At 59.1% G+C, this 16,853-nt stretch carries 17 protein-coding genes; 9 read left to right on the top strand and 8 right to left on the bottom strand.

Annotation, left to right across the window (positions count from 1 at the left end):
- Window positions 1–11: 11 nt before the first annotated feature.
- The 4 genes from GOW56_RS10810 to GOW56_RS10795 form a co-directional block, all read right to left on the bottom strand.
- On the bottom strand, window positions 12–1,496 hold the full coding sequence (locus GOW56_RS10810; protein ID WP_171205871.1) for an aldehyde dehydrogenase: 1,485 nt from the start codon (window positions 1,494–1,496) through the stop codon (window positions 12–14).
- A 5-nt stretch (window positions 1,497–1,501) separates the two neighbouring features.
- Window positions 1,502–3,022, bottom strand: a complete 1,521-nt coding sequence (locus GOW56_RS10805) for a tripartite tricarboxylate transporter permease (RefSeq protein WP_171205870.1) — start codon at window positions 3,020–3,022, stop codon at window positions 1,502–1,504.
- Window positions 3,023–3,029: 7 nt separating this feature from the next.
- Entirely contained in the window at window positions 3,030–3,566 is a 537-nt protein-coding gene (locus GOW56_RS10800) for a tripartite tricarboxylate transporter TctB family protein (RefSeq protein ID WP_171205869.1), read from the bottom strand.
- Between the two features lie 63 nt (window positions 3,567–3,629).
- Window positions 3,630–4,559 (bottom strand): tripartite tricarboxylate transporter substrate binding protein, encoded by a 930-nt coding sequence (locus tag GOW56_RS10795; RefSeq protein WP_171205868.1) that lies wholly within the window; start codon window positions 4,557–4,559, stop codon window positions 3,630–3,632.
- A 108-nt stretch (window positions 4,560–4,667) separates the two neighbouring features.
- On the opposite strand from GOW56_RS10795, the gene GOW56_RS10790 reads away from it, so the two are divergent.
- Both GOW56_RS10790 and GOW56_RS10785 read left to right on the top strand, forming a co-directional pair.
- Window positions 4,668–5,447, top strand: coding sequence for an IclR family transcriptional regulator (locus GOW56_RS10790; RefSeq protein WP_171205867.1), 780 nt, complete (start codon window positions 4,668–4,670; stop codon window positions 5,445–5,447).
- A gap of 34 nt (window positions 5,448–5,481) precedes the next feature.
- Window positions 5,482–6,834 carry an aminotransferase class III-fold pyridoxal phosphate-dependent enzyme gene (locus GOW56_RS10785; RefSeq protein ID WP_171205866.1) on the top strand — a complete coding sequence of 451 codons (1,353 nt, stop codon included), beginning with the start codon at window positions 5,482–5,484 and terminating at the stop codon, window positions 6,832–6,834.
- A 33-nt stretch (window positions 6,835–6,867) separates the two neighbouring features.
- On the opposite strand, the gene hpaR is transcribed toward GOW56_RS10785, so the two are convergent.
- Window positions 6,868–7,308: a homoprotocatechuate degradation operon regulator HpaR gene (gene hpaR / locus GOW56_RS10780; RefSeq protein ID WP_152460584.1), complete on the bottom strand. Its 441-nt coding sequence runs from the start codon at window positions 7,306–7,308 to the stop codon at window positions 6,868–6,870.
- A gap of 105 nt (window positions 7,309–7,413) precedes the next feature.
- Here hpaR and GOW56_RS10775 point away from each other — a divergent pair, with 105 nt between their 5' ends.
- The 7 genes from GOW56_RS10775 to GOW56_RS10745 are packed head-to-tail and all read left to right on the top strand — an operon-like array spanning window position 7,414 to window position 14,392.
- On the top strand, window positions 7,414–7,812 hold the full coding sequence (locus GOW56_RS10775; RefSeq protein WP_171205865.1) for a 5-carboxymethyl-2-hydroxymuconate Delta-isomerase: 399 nt from the start codon (window positions 7,414–7,416) through the stop codon (window positions 7,810–7,812).
- A 3-nt stretch (window positions 7,813–7,815) separates the two neighbouring features.
- Entirely contained in the window at window positions 7,816–9,324 is a 1,509-nt protein-coding gene (gene hpaE / locus GOW56_RS10770; protein WP_171205864.1) for a 5-carboxymethyl-2-hydroxymuconate semialdehyde dehydrogenase, read from the top strand.
- Window positions 9,325–9,378: 54 nt separating this feature from the next.
- A complete protein-coding gene (hpaD, locus tag GOW56_RS10765; protein ID WP_171118157.1) occupies window positions 9,379–10,221 on the top strand; it encodes a 3,4-dihydroxyphenylacetate 2,3-dioxygenase in 843 nt (280 codons plus the stop codon).
- A 58-nt stretch (window positions 10,222–10,279) separates the two neighbouring features.
- Complete coding sequence (locus GOW56_RS10760) at window positions 10,280–11,677, top strand: pyridoxal-dependent decarboxylase (RefSeq protein WP_171205863.1); 1,398 nt, start codon at window positions 10,280–10,282, stop codon at window positions 11,675–11,677.
- Window positions 11,674–12,528 carry a fumarylacetoacetate hydrolase family protein gene (locus GOW56_RS10755; protein ID WP_171205862.1) on the top strand — a complete coding sequence of 285 codons (855 nt, stop codon included), beginning with the start codon at window positions 11,674–11,676 and terminating at the stop codon, window positions 12,526–12,528. Before GOW56_RS10760 ends, GOW56_RS10755 begins: the two co-directional genes overlap by 4 nt.
- A complete protein-coding gene (gene hpaH / locus GOW56_RS10750) occupies window positions 12,525–13,325 on the top strand; it encodes a 2-oxo-hept-4-ene-1,7-dioate hydratase (RefSeq protein WP_171205861.1) in 801 nt (266 codons plus the stop codon). The genes GOW56_RS10755 and hpaH overlap by 4 nt, the downstream gene beginning before the upstream one ends.
- 11 nt (window positions 13,326–13,336) lie before the next feature.
- Window positions 13,337–14,392 (top strand): aldolase/citrate lyase family protein, encoded by a 1,056-nt coding sequence (locus GOW56_RS10745; RefSeq protein WP_171205860.1) that lies wholly within the window; start codon window positions 13,337–13,339, stop codon window positions 14,390–14,392.
- 99 nt (window positions 14,393–14,491) lie between these two features.
- On the opposite strand, the gene GOW56_RS10740 is transcribed toward GOW56_RS10745, so the two are convergent.
- Genes GOW56_RS10740 through paaI form a run of 3 tightly spaced genes read right to left on the bottom strand, consistent with a single transcriptional unit; the run spans window position 14,492 to window position 16,852 of the window.
- A complete protein-coding gene (locus GOW56_RS10740) occupies window positions 14,492–15,088 on the bottom strand; it encodes a TetR/AcrR family transcriptional regulator (RefSeq protein WP_171205859.1) in 597 nt (198 codons plus the stop codon).
- Between the two features lie 3 nt (window positions 15,089–15,091).
- Complete coding sequence (gene paaK, locus GOW56_RS10735) at window positions 15,092–16,402, bottom strand: phenylacetate--CoA ligase PaaK (RefSeq protein WP_152460575.1); 1,311 nt, start codon at window positions 16,400–16,402, stop codon at window positions 15,092–15,094.
- A gap of 24 nt (window positions 16,403–16,426) precedes the next feature.
- Window positions 16,427–16,852 (bottom strand): hydroxyphenylacetyl-CoA thioesterase PaaI, encoded by a 426-nt coding sequence (gene paaI, locus GOW56_RS10730; protein ID WP_170345375.1) that lies wholly within the window; start codon window positions 16,850–16,852, stop codon window positions 16,427–16,429.
- Between the last annotated feature and the right edge of the window lies 1 nt (window position 16,853).

Here is a 16,853-nt window from a genome sequence, read left to right as displayed (position 1 = left end):
GCGGCCTTTTCTCAGAGTTTTATCCAGGCGGTTTTCAGATCGAAGTATTTCTCGATCGCGTGCAGCGATTTGTCGTGCCCGTTGCCGGATTGGCGAACGCCGCCCAGCGGAACGGTCAGGTCGGCACCGCCATATGTATTGACATGCACAACGCCGGCGCGAATGCCTGCCACCATGCGATGCGCGCGGCTGAGGTTCGAGGTCCAGACACCACTGGCCAGCCCATATACGGTGGCATTGGCAAGGCGCAGCGCTTCGTCTTCGTCGGCAAAGGGCGTGACGGCCAGAACAGGGCCAAAGACCTCATTCTGGAACAGGGTGTCGGTCTCTTTCACGTTGGCCATCACGGTCGGCGCCATGTAATAGCCTCCGGTCTCGGTCAGGATGCGGTTTCCGCCGGTCCGGCGCTCGGCGCCTTCGGCCTCGGCCTTCGTGACGAAATCCAGATTGGCCTGAAGCTCTGGCAGGCTGTGGACCGCACCGATCTGGCTGTTGAGATCCAGCGGGTCGCCGACGCGAAAGCCTTCGGCGTGGCGGCTGATCTCGGCGACGAAGTCCTCGTAGATCTCTTGCTGAACCAACAGGCGCGATCCGGCGACGCAGACCTGACCAGAGTTGCGGAAGATGCCCGCCGCGGAAACCTTGGCGGCTTCGGCCAGATCAGGGGCGTCGGCAAAAACGATGTTCGGGGATTTGCCGCCCAGTTCAAGATAGCAGCGTTTCAGGTTCGACCGCGCGGAATATTCCAGCAGCCGCCGCCCGGTTGTGCCCGACCCGGTAAACACCATGATGTCGACATCCATCGACAGGGCCAGCGCCTCACCCACGACCGAGCCACGCCCGGTCACGACGTTGAACACCCCATCGGGCACTCCGGCTTCTGCGGCAAGCTCGGCAATCTTGAGCAGGCTGAGTGAGGCGCTTTCGGCAGGTTTCAGCACGACGGAATTGCCTGCGGCCAGTGCCGGTGCAATTTTCCAGCTGCCGATCATCAGTGGAAAATTCCAGGGCACGATGGCCCCGACAACCCCGACCGGAGCGTGATGCACAAGACCCAGAACGTCACCGTTTGTCGGGGCGATTTGTCCGTAGATCTTGTCAATCGCCTCGGCATAATACCGGAAAGTGGCCGCCGCCGAGAGCGCCTCGGCCTTGTAAGCCATGGTGATCTCGGTTCCGTTGTCGCGCACGCCCAGCACGGCCAGTTCAAGTGCGCGGCCTTCAATCAGATCAGCCAGTTTCAGCAGCACTTTCTTGCGGCCGGCAGGGGCCATGCGCGACCATCGCCCGTCCTCGAAAGCATCGCGCGCCGCGCGCGCGGCCATATCGACGTCGGCCGGTGTGCCTTCGGTGATCAGCGCCAGAGGTTGGCCGTTGATCGGAGACAGAACCTGATGCCGGGCCCCGGTTTCGCCATCCTGACTGCGGCCGTTTATGAAATGCCCGCGCGGAGCAATGTCCTGCGCACGCAGCGCATCAATCGAGGATTGGTCCATTGGGGTTATCCTTGCTGAGTTGAGTCTTCGTCGAGAACCGGCTGCGGTGTGATGCGTTCCTTGTGTTCCTTGATCAGCGAGCGAACGTGCAGCAGAAGGATCCCGAGGATCATGATGAAAAGAATTGCGGCAATCGGTCGGTCGATGAAATCAAGTGGTGACTTCACCCGCGCCATGGCGCTGCGCAGTTTGACTTCCATGATCCCGCCCAGAACCATGCCCAGAATGATCGGAACAATGGGCAGGTTCAGGCGCTTCAGGATCAGCCCGAACACGCCGAACCCGGCGGCAATGGCGCAGTCCGTGACTGAGTTGCGCAGGCTGAATACACCGACAAAGGACAGCGTCAGGATCATGATCCCCAGAAAGCGCGTCGGGATCTGAATGATCTTCAGCAGCAGGTTGGTCGAGAACAAAAGAAAGACCAGAACGATCACGTTGAGCAGGATCAGCGACATGTACAGCGCCATGACAAAATCCATCTGGTCGGCGAATAGCTGCGGTCCGGGGATCACGTTGTGAACGTAGAAGACGGACAGCATCATCGCGGTCAGCGCCTCGCCCGGAATACCCAGCGCCAGCAGTGGAATCATCGCAGCCCCGGGGACGGCATTGTTGGCCGCCTCGGACGCCACCAGACCTTCGGGTGACCCATCGCCGAATTTGTCCGGGTCCTCAGAGGTTTTCTGTGCGTATGTGTATGACAGGAACTGTGATGTGAATTCGCCTGTGCCCGGTATCATGCCCATGAGCACACCCAGCGATGACGAAACCGTCGCGATGCGTTTCAGGCCCAGCAGCTCTTTGAGGCCCGCGAAGATGCTGCCGCGCACATGGGCTTCGCCCGGCGCGTGTTCTTTGTCGACCAGCAACAGCAGCGCCTGACTGATGGCGAACAGCCCAAGAACCACCACGATCAGATCGATACCTGACGAAAGCCAGGTTTGGTCAAAGGTGAAACGTTTGGTGTATTTGACGGGTTCCAGACCGACGGTGCTGAGGAAGATGCCGAAGAACGCCAGCATCGCGGCCGAGAAGGTTTGCCCGCGATGAGCCAGGATCACCAGAAGGATGCCCATGAGTGCGGCCAGAAAAATCTCGCGGCTGCCGAAATGCGGGGCAACCCAGGCCAATACGGGTGACAGGATGATCAGACAGAGGATCGAGAAGATGCCGCCGAAAAACGACGCCGAATAGGCCAGCGACAGGGCCCGGTGGCCCTCGCCGCGCTTGGTCATGGGATAGCCGTCATAAGTGGTCAGTGCATTGACGGCGGTACCGGGCGTGTTGATCAGGATGGCGGGGATTGCGCCGCCATACATGGACGACCCGTAGATGCCCAACAGAAGGGTCAGGCCGACGATGGGCTCGAACGCGAAGGTGGCGGGCAGCAGGATGGCAATTGCGACAGCAGCGCCGACGCCGGGCAATGCGCCGATGATGACCCCGCCCACCGATCCGATGACCAATGCCACGACGACCTGCCACTGCGCCAGAATTGCAAAGCCGGAAATCAGATTGTCCATCTTGGCCTCACAGGTAGGTCAGCGCAAAGGCGCGCAGCCCGTCGGGCAGGTATTCGTATATCCGACCGGCAGGAATGTTCACCTGAAGTAACGCGCGGAAAACGACTGCAACGACCGCGCCGAAGCCAAGTGCAACGCAAAAAGCCCCGGGCAATCGAAACCCCAATCGTATCGTCAGCAGGGCTGCAAAAAGCATGGTCGATGGCAGGTATCCAAGCCACGGAACCGCCACGACATAGATCAGAAAATAGGCAACGTATTCGAGGGACATCAACCAGAACGTCACCTCTTGCAACCGTCCGGGAATGCGTGGGGACAGGAAGGAGCCCAGCAAGTGGAGGCCGCTGAACAAAACCATGCCCCAGATCGCGATCTTGGGCCAAAGGGCGGGTTGCGCAAACCACTTGGTTCGTTTGACGGCTTGAGTCTCAGCGCCGATCTGGCTGAGAAGGAACAGGGAGAAGCCGAAGAAAAGGAAAGCAAAGACAATATCGCCAGGACGTCGATACCGTCGGAACATGTCTTGCAGCGTCTTTGCTATCATTTTGGCCTCCTGTTTGAATCAAACAGACCCGGCGTTGTTCGATCTGGCCGGGCCTGTTTCGGATTATTCGCCCAGAATCTCTTCGATCTTGGCGAAAGAGGCTTTGTCCTGCTCGATCTGAGCATTCGAAGCATCCGGGTCCTGCCAGTAGATCAGGGCGCCCGTTTCCTCAGCCAGCTTCATGGCTTTGTCCGAGGACAACGCTTTCTGCGCGGCAGCCGTGATCTTTTCACGCGCGTCGGCGGGCGTGTCCTTGTGCACGAACAGCCCGTTCCAAAGGGCCAATGGCAGATCCGGATTGAGCTCCACGATCGTCGGCGTGTCCGGAACCAGTGAAATCCGCTCGCCGCCGATGCTGGCAAGGACGTTCACCTGATCAAGGCAGGGAAGGATAAGCTGTAGCGTCGTATTGATGACATCCACGTCGCCTGAGGCCAGCGTGTTGCAATCCAGGGCGTCGAAAGCCGCTTCGCTGGCAAAGTCGAACCCGCTGCTGACCGCGGCTGCAAATGTGACCTGAGTGGGGGGCAGAACCGATCCGAAATGGCCAAGCGCCACGTCATTTTCCTTGCCGTAGTCGGCCAGTTCTTCCCAATTTGAAAACGGCGCGTCTTTGCTGGCTGCGATGACGAAGGGATAGGTCAGGAAGATGCCGATTGGATCAAAAGGATTCGGGTTGAGTTCGGGAATTCCGATTTCGGGACCGATGACAGGTACGCCGATGACGAATGAGCCGATGGTGTAACCATCCGCCGGGGCGGTTGCCACCTCGACCGCGCCGGGGAATGGGCCGCCTCCGCCGCCGGGTTTGTTCACCACAGCGGCAGGCACACCGTACATGGCCTGGAATTCGTCGGCGATCATCCGGGTAAGGACATCTTCCAGATCACCCGGAGGCCAGGGGACGACAAAACTTACCGGCTTTTCAGGGTATTCAGCCAGTGCGGCAGTGGCCGAAGCCGCAAAAGCGGCGGCTGTTAGAAATTTCTTCATTGACACCTCCCGATATCGGTTCATTATTTGAACCGCGTTAACAATAATAATGTTGCTTTGTTAAGTTAGTTCTGTCAAGTATTACCTGAGCAAGAGGACCACACGCACATGGGTACAGCCCTTAACGCCCTAAAAATGCTGGACTACTTTTCCAATGCTCGCCCAGAGATCGGGCTGAGTCATCTTGCGCGGTTGTCCGGGCTGAACAAAGCAACGGCGTTGCGGCACCTGCGCGCGCTCGAGGAGTTCGGGTTGATCGAGCAGAATCCGATGACGAAATCCTATGCGATCGGGCCGGCGGCTTTGCGTTTGGCCGCGCTGCGAGAGATCGCCAGGCCCGGCATTGAGGGCGCGCGCCAAAAGATGCAGGCCGCTATGCAGGTGGTCGGTGAATCCCTGCATCTGTCTTTGCTTGAGAAAACGGGGTTGCAGACGGCGCTTGTGGTGGAAACAACGCAGCACAGTGTCCGCGTCAGTCTGGATCCCAGCGAGATGCTTCCGCTCAATGCGACGGCATCAGGTCTTTGCATGCTCAGTTTCGGGCCGGTTTACCTTTTGGAGCAGTTGGATCAGGACGTGCAGGCACGGTTTACACAAGCCACGCTTACTGATCCGAAGCTTATCAAGGAACGGGTCGCAAAGATTAGAGTTTCAGGCTGGGCCGACAGCCGTGGCAGTTACGAAGAAGGTGTCTTTGGATATGCCGCGCCGATCTTCGGCATCGATCAGGTCGCATTGGGTACCATCGCGATAGCTGTCCCGGAAACCCGGGCAACCGGCGACCGCCTTCCGGCAATACTGTCCACGCTGCATTCACTTTCGGTTGATCTGACTGCTGGTTTTGGCGGCCAGTTGCCCGACTCCTTTCCAACCGGATTCCACCCGTGACCCGGGGCGGATTCAACACTCGGAGACCCGCGACATGAAAGACTCCAACTTTCTGAAGGAAAACAACGCCCGGTATTTCTGGCACCCGATGGCGCACCCCGCCGACAGCCGGAAGAACCCGCCGACCATTCTCAGCGGTGGTGAAGGGGTCAACATCACTGATGTCGATGGTCACACGGCGCTGGACGCCGTAGGGGGGCTGTGGAACGTCAATCTGGGCTATTCCTGTGAGCCGGTGAAACAGGCCATAGCGGATCAGCTGAACGCGCTGCCCTATTACTCGACCTTTCGTGGCACCAGCAACGACAAGGCGATCGAGCTGTCCTATGAGCTGGCCCAGTTCTTCGAGGCCGACGGGCTGACCCGTTCATTCTTTACGTCGGGCGGGTCGGATTCGGTCGAAATTGCGCTGAAGCTTGCGCGTCAATATCACAAGGTCCGGGGTGAAGCAGGGCGCACCAAGTTCATCAGCCTGAAGCAGGGTTATCACGGCACCCATTTTGCCGCCGCTTCCGTCAACGGCAACCAGAAATTCCGCGCGGTGTATGAGCCGATGATGCCCGGCTGTTTCCACGTGCCCGCACCGTGGACCTATCGCAACCCGTTTGACGAAACCGACCCCGAGCGTCTGGCGCAGCTTTGCGTCAAGGCGCTTGAGGCCGAGATCGGTTTTCAGGGCGCAAACACTGTTGCCGCCTTCATCATGGAACCGGTGTTGGGGGCCGGGGGTGTGATCCCGCCACACAAGAGCTTCATGCCCATGGTGCGCGAGGTCTGTTCGAAACACGGCATCCTGCTGATCTCGGACGAGATCATCACCGCTTTTGGTCGTACCGGCAGCGAGAGCGGTGCGCGGCACTGGGGTGTTCAACCCGACATCATGACGACGGCCAAGGCGATCACCAACGGGTATTTCCCTTTTGGCGCGGCCATGATTTCCGGTGCGGTCGCAGAGGTGTTTGAAAGTGACACCACGGGCCTGGCATCCGTGGATCAGGGGTACACCTATTCTGGCCATCCGGTCGGGGCGGCCGCGGCCTTGGCCGCCCTGTCCGAGATCAACCGGCTGAGGATCTGGGAAAATGCTGCTGCGCGCGGGGACGAGTTGTTTGCCGGCTTGCAAAAGCTGGCCGACAAGCATGACGCGATCGGGGACGTGCGGGGCGGCGAGGGGCTGATGTGTGCATTGGAACTGGTTTCGGACCGGGCGACCAAGGCGCCTGTCGCAAAACACCTGCCGCTTCAGGTTCAGAAAGCCGCATATGAAGATGGCGTGATGGTGCGTGTGTCTGGCAACAACATCATTCTGTCGCCGCCGCTGATCGTCACTTCGGAAGATGTGGCCAAAATTCTGTCGGCGCTGGATACCGGTCTTGCCACTTTGTAGGTGGTCAACCGACCCCGTCGGAACCTGGCGGGGTCAGACTTTGATGGCTTGCAGCTCCTCGAGCAGGTCCAGCAGCTGATCCAGCTTCTCCTTGCCCATCTGCGTTTCGATATTGCTGGAGATCGCAAGTGAAGTGGCTAGGTTTTCCCTTAGGATGGTGCGGCCTGCTTCGGTGATCTTGACCATGGTGCGGCGTTTGTCGTCGCTGTCCTGACGGCGGGTGATCTGGCCGTCGGCCTCCATCGTGCGCAAAATGCGGGTCACGCTGGGCAGCAGCAAGCACGCCTCGTGCGCGATGGTGCTTTGCTCCACTTCGCCCAACTCGTCCAGAACGCGCAGGATGCGCCATTTCTGCTCGGTCAGTTGGATGCCTTGCAGCATATCCCGGATCGGAGCCATGACGGTTTCACGGGCACGCAACAACGCGATCGGAAGGGACCGGGCAGTGCTTTTGGAATGGCTTTGAGTGTTCATGCGGCCTTCTAGAACGCCGTTCCGTGAATTGCAAAGATTAACAAAGCAATCTCTTGACAGGGGGTGCATTAAAAACTAAACATGTTAACTAATAAAGGAGAGACCATGCCTCACTTCCATGTCGAATATTCCGGCAATCTTGAAGACAGGATCGACATGGATGGCCTGTGCGAGTGCATTCGGTCAACGGCGGCCGGGATCGAGACCTTTCCCATGCCCGGTATTCGTGTGCGCGCGACACGGGTTGATCATTACGCCATAGCGGACGGCAACCCGGCGCACGGGTTCATTGATATCTCGATCCGCCTGCGGGCGGGCCGATCCGCGGATGTCAAAGAAGATGCGACACAGCGAATATTCGAGGCGGTCAAAACATACCTGGCGCCGGTTTTTTCAAAGCATTCCATCGCGCTCTCGCTTGAGATGCGTGACATCGACCCCAAGCTGTCGCCCAAGGCCGGTACGATCCGCGACCACCTGTCGGCGACCACGCAGGAGACCTGACGCATGAGCGCACTGGGCACAAACATCGAAAAGCTGAACGGCTTTCTGGACCGGTTCCGGGAAATGGGCATCCGCAACCGTATCGCGGGTGAAGACCGGGACGGATCCGCCGGAGTGTTTCAGTCGGTCTCGCCCGTCGATAAATCCGTGATCTGTGATGTTGCCCATGGCACGGCAGATGACATCGATGCGGCAGCCAAGGCCGCCCACGCAGCCTTTGCAGAGTGGCGAGACATGCCCGCCACCCAACGCCGTCGCATCTTGTTGAATGTGGCTGATGCCATTGAAGCGCGCGCCGAGGAAATAGCACTGTGCGAGTGCTGGGACACGGGGCAGACCCTGCGCTTCATGTCAAAGGCAGCATTGCGCGGGGCAGAGAACTTCCGGTATTTCGCGGATCAGGTGATTCAGGCGCGGGATGGGCAGCACCTGAAGTCTCCGACGCTGATGAATGTGACGACCCGTGTGCCGATTGGCCCGGTTGGCGTGATTACCCCGTGGAACACGCCGTTCATGCTGTCGACCTGGAAGATCGCGCCTGCGTTGGCTGCGGGTTGCACGGTGGTTCACAAACCCGCCGAGGATTCCCCTCTGACGGCCCGTCTTCTGGTGGAAATCGCCGAACAGGCAGGGCTGCCCAAAGGTGTGCTGAACACGGTCAACGGGTTTGGCCCCGACGCTGGCAAGGCTTTGTGCGAGCATGCGCTGATCAAGGCCATTGCCTTTGTGGGCGAAAGCCGTACCGGCAGTCTGATCGTCAAGCAAGGCGCAGATACCCATAAGCGGAACCATCTGGAACTGGGTGGAAAAAACCCGGTTGTCGTGTTTGATGATGCGGATCTGGACCGCGCTTTGGATGCCGTGATCTTCATGATCTATTCGATCAATGGCGAGCGCTGCACCTCGTCTTCGCGGCTTTTGGTGCAGGACACGATCAAGGAAGACTTCGAAGCCAGATTGATTGAGCGCGTCAACAACATCAAGGTGGGCCACCCCTTGGACCCCGATACCGAGATCGGGCCGTTGGTGACCGAAGAACACTACACCAAGGTCACGAGCTATTTCGACATCGCCAAGGAAGATGGCGCAACTGTCGCCGCTGGCGGCGTCACGGTGGGGGATGCGGGCTATTTCGTCCGGCCGACCCTGTTCACCAATGCCACCAACCAGATGCGCATTGCGCGTGAAGAGATATTTGGCCCTGTCCTGACCTCGATCCCGTTCTCGACCGAGGATGAGGCGCTGGAGATCGCCAACGACACGCCATATGGCCTGACCGGCTATGTCTGGACCAATGATCTGACCCGCGCGCTTCGGTTTACAGACAGGCTGGAGGCTGGAATGATCTGGGTGAATTCCGAGAACGTGCGTCACCTGCCCACGCCGTTCGGTGGGGTCAAGGCGTCCGGCATCGGCCGGGATGGCGGCGACTGGAGCTTTGAATTCTATATGGAACAGAAACATATCGGCTTTGCCACCGGTCAGCACAAGATCATGCAGTTGGGTAAATAGATCACGTAGGCCGACCCCGGCTGGGGCAAGCCCATTACACGAGGAGGAATTGCCATGGGAAAGATAGTACAGGCCGCAAAGATCACGCATGTACCCAGCATCTGGATGTCCCACACGATGCCAAAGTACAAGGGCATCCGGCAATCCGCCATTGATGGATATGCACGCCTGCGTCAGGACGCGATCGACCGCGGGGTCGAGACGTTCATCGTGTTCGACACCCATTGGATCACCAATCAAGGGTTTCACCTGAACACGAAGGAACATCACAAGGGCCGGTTCATAAGTCACGAACTGCCGCATATGTTGGCGGATATGGAGTTCGACTATCGCGGCGATCATGAACTTGGGGAAACCATCCTTGACGTTCTGCGCGAACGGGGAGAGCGGGCGCTGGGCCATTCGCACCCCGACATGGGCATGGAATACGGCACCCTCCTGCCGATGCATTTCATCAATGATGGTGTGAATGCCCGGGTTTTGCCGGTGGCGGTCAATCAATTCTCGTCGATCGCGGAAAACCGGGCCTGGGGCGAGGCTATTGCCGAAGGTATCCGACGTTCGGACCGCAATGTATCCATTCTGGCGTCCGGCTCGCTCAGCCACGACTTCACGCCGAATGAACGCTCGGTCGACGGGCTGAATGCCGTGAATGGCGAGTTCAACCGCCAGATGGACATGCGCGTTCTGGAGCTGTGGCAGCAGGGCCGATTTGAAGAGTTTCTGGAAATGCTGCCGGACTATGCAAAAAAATGCACCGGTGAATGCGCCATGAATGACACTGCTTTGCTGTTTGGTGCGTTGGGGTGGGGAAGCTACAAGGGTGAGATCGACATTTACACCCCGTATTTCGGCAGCTCTGGCACCGGTCAGGCCAATGTCAGCTTTTCGGTGTGACGCACGCAACGGAACAAAAGGATTTGGCGGTGATCCCGTCACAAAGGAAAGTCAGTAGATGAACTGGGACACGTTTTCGTATTGGGGTCAGCACATCTCGAAATGGGCGGCGGATTATCACAGGACACTTGCTGAACGTCCCGTGCGGGCGCAGACCGCGCCGGGGGAAATCGCGGCACAGCTTGTTGCAACGCCACCCGAGACAGGCGAGCCGATGGACGCCATCATGGCTGATTTCGAACGGATCGTGATGCCGGGTATCACCCATTGGCAGCATCCGCGCTTTTTTGCGTATTTCCCGGCCAACGCTGCACCCCCGTCCATGTTGGCCGAGATGCTGGTGACGACCATCGCGGCCCAATGCATGTTGTGGCAGACCTCGCCTGCCGCGACCGAGGTCGAGGGCGTCATGGTCGACTGGCTGCGGCAGGCCCTTGGATTGCCCGAGGGTATGACCGGCGTCATACAGGACAGCGCCTCTTCGGCCACCTTGTCGGCGGTACTGACCATGCGGGAACGGGCCACCGGCTTTACCGGCAACCGGGAAGGCCTGAACGCCAAGGGGGCGTTGCGGATCTATTGTTCCGATCAGGTGCATTCGTCGATTGACCGGGCATGCTGGGTTGCCGGGATCGGTCAGGACAATCTGGTCAAGTTGCCCACGCAGGGGTCGAATTTCGGGATTGTTCCCTCGGCGCTTGAGGCCGCCATTCAGAATGACGTCGCCGCCGGACATATCCCGGCCGGGATCGTTGCAATTACCGGTGGCACAGGTGTGGGGGCCTGCGATGATCTGATGGCCGTGGCTGGTATTGCCCAAAAATACGACCTCTACACCCATCTCGACGCCGCCTGGGCGGGTTCGGCCATGATCTGCCCCGAATTCCGCAGGGCTCTGTGGCAGGGCGCCGACCGCTATGACAGCATCGTCTTCAACCCGCATAAGTGGATGGGTGCGCAATTCGATTGTGCGATCCAGTTCCTGAGGGACGCCACGCCGCAGCTCGATACGCTGAAAATCGAACCGGAATACCTCAAGACGACCGGAGCCGAGGTGACGAATTACTCAGAGTGGACCATCCCACTGGGCCGCAGGTTCCGGGCGTTGAAAATCTGGTTCCTGTTGCGGTCATATGGGTTGGAGGGATTGCGCGAACGCATCCGCAACCATGTGGCATGGGCCGGAGAACTGGCGGAAAAGATTGGTGCGATCGAGGGGTTCGAGATCACAACCGGCCCGATCCTCAGCCTGTTTTCCTTCCGCTGCCCGGGGGACGATGCTCAGCAGCAGCGTCTGGTGGACGCGCTGAATGACGACGGCCGGATTTACCTGACGCAGGGCATGTTCGACGGCCGCAAGATTATCCGCTTTCAGGTCGGGCAGTTCGATACCACCCGCGACGACGTGTTGATGGCGGCGGACGTGATCCGGGACGTGTGGGAGGCCATGAAATGAAGTTTGCCACTTTCGTTTCGGGCGAAGAACGTTTCTTCGGGGCAATCACCGACGGTGGCGCCATTGCCTTGAACCAGGAATTCCCGGAACACGACAGCCTTTATGAGGTGATCGCGGCCGGGGCGTTTGATCAGCTGGCAGAGGCGGCCGGGGGCAAACCAGTCACCCATCCCGATTTCGCCTATGACATGGTGATGCCGGATGCGCGACGTATCCTTTGCGTCGGGGTGAACTTTCCCGACCGGAACGCGGAGTACAAAGATGGCAGCGCGCAGCCCGAATACATGTCCCTGTTCCCGCGTTTCGCCAGTGGCTTTACCGGCCATGACCGGCCTCTGATCCGCCCGCCGGAAAACCACACGCTGGATTACGAAGGCGAAGTGGCCATCGTGATTGGCAAGGCGGGCCGCCGCATTCCGCAGCAGGACGCGTATGATCACATCGCCGCGCTGACGTTGTGCAATGAGGGAACCATTCGCGACTGGGTTAGGCACGCCAAGTTCAACGTCACACAAGGTAAGAACTGGGACAGGTCCGGGGCCATCGGCCCGTGGCTGGTTCCGTTCACGGATGCGGCTCAGCTGGATGAGGCGCGTCTTCAAACCCGCGTGAATGGCGAGCTGCGACAGGATGATACGCTGAACCGCATGATGTTCCCGATCCGGCGCGAGATCGAATATATCTCGACTTTCATGACGCTTCAGCCCGGCGATATCATTGTGACCGGTACACCGACCGGGGCGGGCGCGCGGTTCGATCCGCCGAAATACCTGGCACCCGGTGACGTGGTCGAGGTCTCGGTCGACGGTATCGGTACTCTGCGAAACACGGTTGAGGATGAAAAAGTATGACGCCCGAAGACCATGTGCGCGCGGCCGCTGACCTGTTGCAGGCGGAACGAACGCGTCAGCAGATTGGCCTGCTCAGCCTGCGCCACCCCGAGATGCGCATGGATGACGCTTACGAGGTGCAGAACGCGATCTGTCGCCAGAAACTGTCGGAAGGGCGCAAGGTAATCGGGTGGAAGATCGGCCTGACTTCGAAAGCCATGCAATACGCGTTGAACATCGACATTCCTGACAGTGGAATTCTGTTTGACGACATGGTGTTTGCACAGGGTGCCACCGTTCCGGCCGGGCGCTTCATCCAGCCCCGGATCGAGGCCGAAATTGCCTTTGTCATGAAATCGGCCATAGGCGCGGAAAACGTGTCCCGCGCAGATATCATCGCGGCGACGGATTACGTCGCGCCGTCCATCGAAATTCTGGATACGCGGATTCAACGGGTGGATCCCGAAACCGGCAAGGCCCGTACGGTGTTTGACACGATCAGTGACAATGCCGCCAATGCCGGTATCGTTTTGAGCAACGATCGCCACAGGGTGGATGCCTTTGATCTGCGATGGGTTGGGGCGCTGACCTTCCGCAATGGCGAGATCGAGGAAACCGGTCTGGGCGCGGGGGTGCTGAACGATCCGGTCGAAAGCGTCGTTTGGCTGGCGCGACGCATGGCGCAATACGGTCAGAGCATCGCGCCGGGCCAGATTGTTCTGTCCGGCAGCTTCATCCGCCCGGTCGAATGCCCCCCGGGAACAGAAATCCACGCGGATTTCGGACCGTTCGGCTCAGTCGATATCAATTTCGCCTGAAAGGAGCGCCAATGCCTGCGCCAATCAATTCGTTCAAGGCCGCGCTGACGTCTGGAACCCCTTTGATCGGGTGTTGGATCGGCTTGGCCAATGCCTATACCTCCGAGATCGCCGCAACCGCGCAGTTTGACTGGCTGCTGGTCGACGGTGAGCATGCGCCAAACGATCTGCGCTCGATCCTCGAGCAGGTGAGGGTGATTGAAGGATCTGGCAGTACCCCCGTCGCACGCCTGCCGATTGGCGAGACCTGGATGATCAAGCAATATCTTGATGCCGGTGTGCAGAATATTCTAGTGCCGATGGTCGAAAGCGGCGATCAGGCGCGCGAACTGGTGCGGGCCGTGCAGTATCCACCTCGTGGCGTTCGGGGCGTAGGTTCCGCTTTGGCGCGGGCCTCGCGTTTTGCGGCTATCCCGGATTATCTGAAAACGGCGGACGAGCAGATCTGTCTTTTGGTGCAGGTCGAAAACAGGCTTGGGCTGGAGGCGCTGGACGACATCCTGGCGACCGACGTCGATGGGGTGTTCGTCGGCCCGTCGGATCTGGCCGCAGATATGGGCCATATCGGCGATGCCGGGCACCCGGACGTGATCGAGGCCGTTCTTGATGCGATCCGGCGCATCGTTGCGGCAGGCAAGCCGGCAGGGATATTGTCGCTAGACCCGGTCATGCAGCGAAAATGCCTGGATCTGGGGGCAACATTCGTGGCCACGGACATCGATGTGACTTTGTTCGCCAAGGCAATCCGGGCCGCTGCCGCTGATGGGCTCAGCCTGCTGCCCGATCAGGTTGCTTCGGGAATCGCGCAGACAGGCGCGGCGTCGAAATACCTGCAACAGCTTTGCAAACACTGGTCGCACAAGGCTCAGGTAACATTCGATGAAACACAAGGCAGCGTGAGCTTTCCGGACGGGAACCGCGTCACCCTTTCGGCAGGCGATACCAGCCTGACCGTAACCGCCGCCACCCGGGCGCGCGGTGATCTGGCCCGATGGCAACAGGTCATCGAGGCTCATCTGGCGCGTTTTGCGTTTCGGGAAGAGTTCCGTATTGATTGGTCAGGATGAGGAAAACACGTTGCGGCCCTGAACCTGCTACTGTGGCAACGGGTCAAAGGCAGGCACCCCTGTGTTGGATTTGGAACGGGTTTGCCCAAAAGGCCTCAGCTAGAGCTTTTGGATACCATGGACGGTCAGAGTGCTGACCAGATCGGCATAGTCTTCGCGGGCCTTGGGCCCTGCTCCGCTGTTCCACATGTAATACCAGTTCAGCATCCCAAAAACTGACATCGTGGTGCCGCGCAGCTTGTCCTTGTCATCGTTGAAGGCTGTCGGGGCCAGCTCTTTCAGGATGTCGCGCACAAAATTCACCAATTCCAGCTGATACCCGCGCAGAAGTTTCTGCTGTTCCTCGGTCAAGGCGCTCATGCCGCTGATCTGCACCCGGTGTTCGTCATCTGCGCCTTGGTAGGCAAACAGGATTTCGCGCACCGCTTTCCGCAGCTTCTGTTCAGACGTAAGACCGTTCAGATCCACATTGCAGATACGGTCGCGAAGCTCGCGCAGGTAGGTTTCAAGGATGTCATACAAGATGGCATCCTTGCTGTCGTAATAGTGGTAGATGTTTGCCTTGGAAATCCCGCACTCTTTTGCCAACAGGGTCATCGAGGCGCGATCAAACCCTTGGTCGGCGAACACTTTGGCGGCCGTTTTCAGGATTTGCTTCCGCTTCTGGTCGTGATCTTTGGCGATTGTACGGGCCACGGCTTATTCCTTATCGCGATTGTCGACGACGCGCTTCGCCTTGCCCTGAGAGCGTTCGACGTCGCCGGGGTCACCTACAACAATTTCCGTTGAGACGCCAACGACGTCCTTGATCCGCTTGGTCAGCATCCGTGCCGCGGCCGTCTTGGACAGTTCGTCGGTGGAATCCGGGGACGATTCAACATAAACCCGCATGGCGTCCATGCGGCCGGATTTGTACAGCTCGATCTGATAATAAGGGGCAAGGCCCCCCGTCGCCATGACCTGTTCTTCGATCTGGCTGGGAAAGACGTTGACGCCGCGCAGGATCATCATGTCGTCGCTGCGACCGGTGATCTTGGCCATCCGGCGCATGGATCGTGCTGTCCCCGGCAGCAGGCAGGTCAGATCGCGCGTGCGATAGCGGATCATCGGCAAACCTTCCTTGGTCAGGGTCGTGAACACCAACTCGCCAGTTTCGCCATCGGGCAGGACCTCTCCGGTCGCGGGATCAATGATTTCAGGCAGGAAGTGATCTTCCCAGATCACCGGGCCATCCTTGGTTTCAACGCATTCATTGGCCACCCCGGGCCCCATGATTTCGGACAGGCCATAGATGTCGACCGCATGCATATCAAACGCATCCTCGACTTCGGCACGCATGGCGTCCGTCCAGGGCTCGGCACCGAACACGCCAACCTTCAGCGAGCTTTCACGCGGGTCGAGCCCCGCCTTGTGGAACTGTTCAAGGATATTGAGCATATAGGAAGGCGTAACCATGATCCCGTCGGGGCGGAAATCGTTGATCAGGTTGACTTGCTTTTCGGTTTGCCCGCCGGACATGGGGACGACGGTCGCGCCAAGCCGCTCGATCCCGTAATGTGCACCAAGACCGCCGGTGAACAACCCGTAACCATAGGCATTGTGCACCATGTCACCTTTGCGCAACCCCGATGCACGCAGGGACCTTGCGCCCAGATCCGCCCAATTGTCGATGTCGTTTTTCGTATAGCCCACCACCGTCGGCTTGCCCGTCGTACCGGACGAGGCGTGCAGACGAATGATCTGGCTGCGGGGAACGGCGAACAGGCCGAACGGATAGTTGTCACGCAGATCATTTTTATACGTGAACGGAAACTTCGCCAGATCCGAGAGCTGCTGAAGATCGTCAGGATGCACACCGGACTCGTCGAACCGTTGCTTGTACATCGGAACGTTCTCATAGGCGTGGCGAACGGACCATTTGAGGCGTTCAAGCTGCGTCGCACGGATTTCGTCGATCGAGGCGATCTCGATCGGGTCCAGATCCGCTTTGTTTGGGGAAAGGTCTTCCATCGCGTCACTCCTCCAGTCGCGAAGCTATTCCTGAAAATTCTGCCCGCCGACCGCGCGGGACATTCCGCGAAACTCGGCGATCAGGGTGTTGTCTTGATTGGTGACGCGGACGTCATAGATGCCACTGCGGCCGGTGACGGCAACCTCTGTCGCGGTTGCGGTCAGAAGGTCCCCCTTTTTCCCGGGCGCGAGATAGCTCATCATCGTATGCTGGCCCACGGTTGCCACGTTGCGGCTGTTGCAGGCAAAGGCAAATGCACTGTCGGCCAACGCATGAGTGACGCCCCCGTGGCAAATGCCGTGCCCGTTGCAGTGATGGTCCCCGACTGTCAGGGTCAGGACTGCACGGCCTTCGTCGACGTCGACCAGATCCATCCCGAACCATTTGCTGGCTTGGTCATTCGCCCACATCGCTTCAGCGGATCTCGTGGCACGTTCCTTGGGTGTCATC

This window comes from Ruegeria sp. HKCCA0235A (genome assembly GCF_013033235.1).
Taxonomy (GTDB): Bacteria; Pseudomonadota; Alphaproteobacteria; order Rhodobacterales; family Rhodobacteraceae; genus Ruegeria.
This window is presented reverse-complemented; position numbering and strand designations above follow the sequence as displayed.

Bases quoted from the DNA above. Each gene is read 5' to 3' on its own strand.
- GOW56_RS10810 (WP_171205871.1), bottom strand. From the start codon at position 1,496: ATGGACCAATCCTCGATTGATGCGCTGCGTGCGCAGGACATTGCTCCG.
- hpaH (WP_171205861.1), top strand. From the start codon at position 12,525: ATGACGCCCGAAGACCATGTGCGCGCGGCCGCTGACCTGTTGCAGGCG.
- paaK (WP_152460575.1), bottom strand. From the start codon at position 16,402: ATGGAAGACCTTTCCCCAAACAAAGCGGATCTGGACCCGATCGAGATC.
- GOW56_RS10745 (WP_171205860.1), top strand. From the start codon at position 13,337: ATGCCTGCGCCAATCAATTCGTTCAAGGCCGCGCTGACGTCTGGAACC.
- paaI (WP_170345375.1), bottom strand. From the start codon at position 16,852: ATGACACCCAAGGAACGTGCCACGAGATCCGCTGAAGCGATGTGGGCG.
- GOW56_RS10790 (WP_171205867.1), top strand. From the start codon at position 4,668: ATGGGTACAGCCCTTAACGCCCTAAAAATGCTGGACTACTTTTCCAAT.
- hpaD (WP_171118157.1), top strand. From the start codon at position 9,379: ATGGGAAAGATAGTACAGGCCGCAAAGATCACGCATGTACCCAGCATC.
- hpaR (WP_152460584.1), bottom strand. From the start codon at position 7,308: ATGAACACTCAAAGCCATTCCAAAAGCACTGCCCGGTCCCTTCCGATC.
- GOW56_RS10785 (WP_171205866.1), top strand. From the start codon at position 5,482: ATGAAAGACTCCAACTTTCTGAAGGAAAACAACGCCCGGTATTTCTGG.
- GOW56_RS10795 (WP_171205868.1), bottom strand. From the start codon at position 4,559: ATGAAGAAATTTCTAACAGCCGCCGCTTTTGCGGCTTCGGCCACTGCC.
- GOW56_RS10805 (WP_171205870.1), bottom strand. From the start codon at position 3,022: ATGGACAATCTGATTTCCGGCTTTGCAATTCTGGCGCAGTGGCAGGTC.
- GOW56_RS10800 (WP_171205869.1), bottom strand. From the start codon at position 3,566: ATGATAGCAAAGACGCTGCAAGACATGTTCCGACGGTATCGACGTCCT.
- GOW56_RS10775 (WP_171205865.1), top strand. From the start codon at position 7,414: ATGCCTCACTTCCATGTCGAATATTCCGGCAATCTTGAAGACAGGATC.
- GOW56_RS10760 (WP_171205863.1), top strand. From the start codon at position 10,280: ATGAACTGGGACACGTTTTCGTATTGGGGTCAGCACATCTCGAAATGG.
- hpaE (WP_171205864.1), top strand. From the start codon at position 7,816: ATGAGCGCACTGGGCACAAACATCGAAAAGCTGAACGGCTTTCTGGAC.
- GOW56_RS10755 (WP_171205862.1), top strand. From the start codon at position 11,674: ATGAAGTTTGCCACTTTCGTTTCGGGCGAAGAACGTTTCTTCGGGGCA.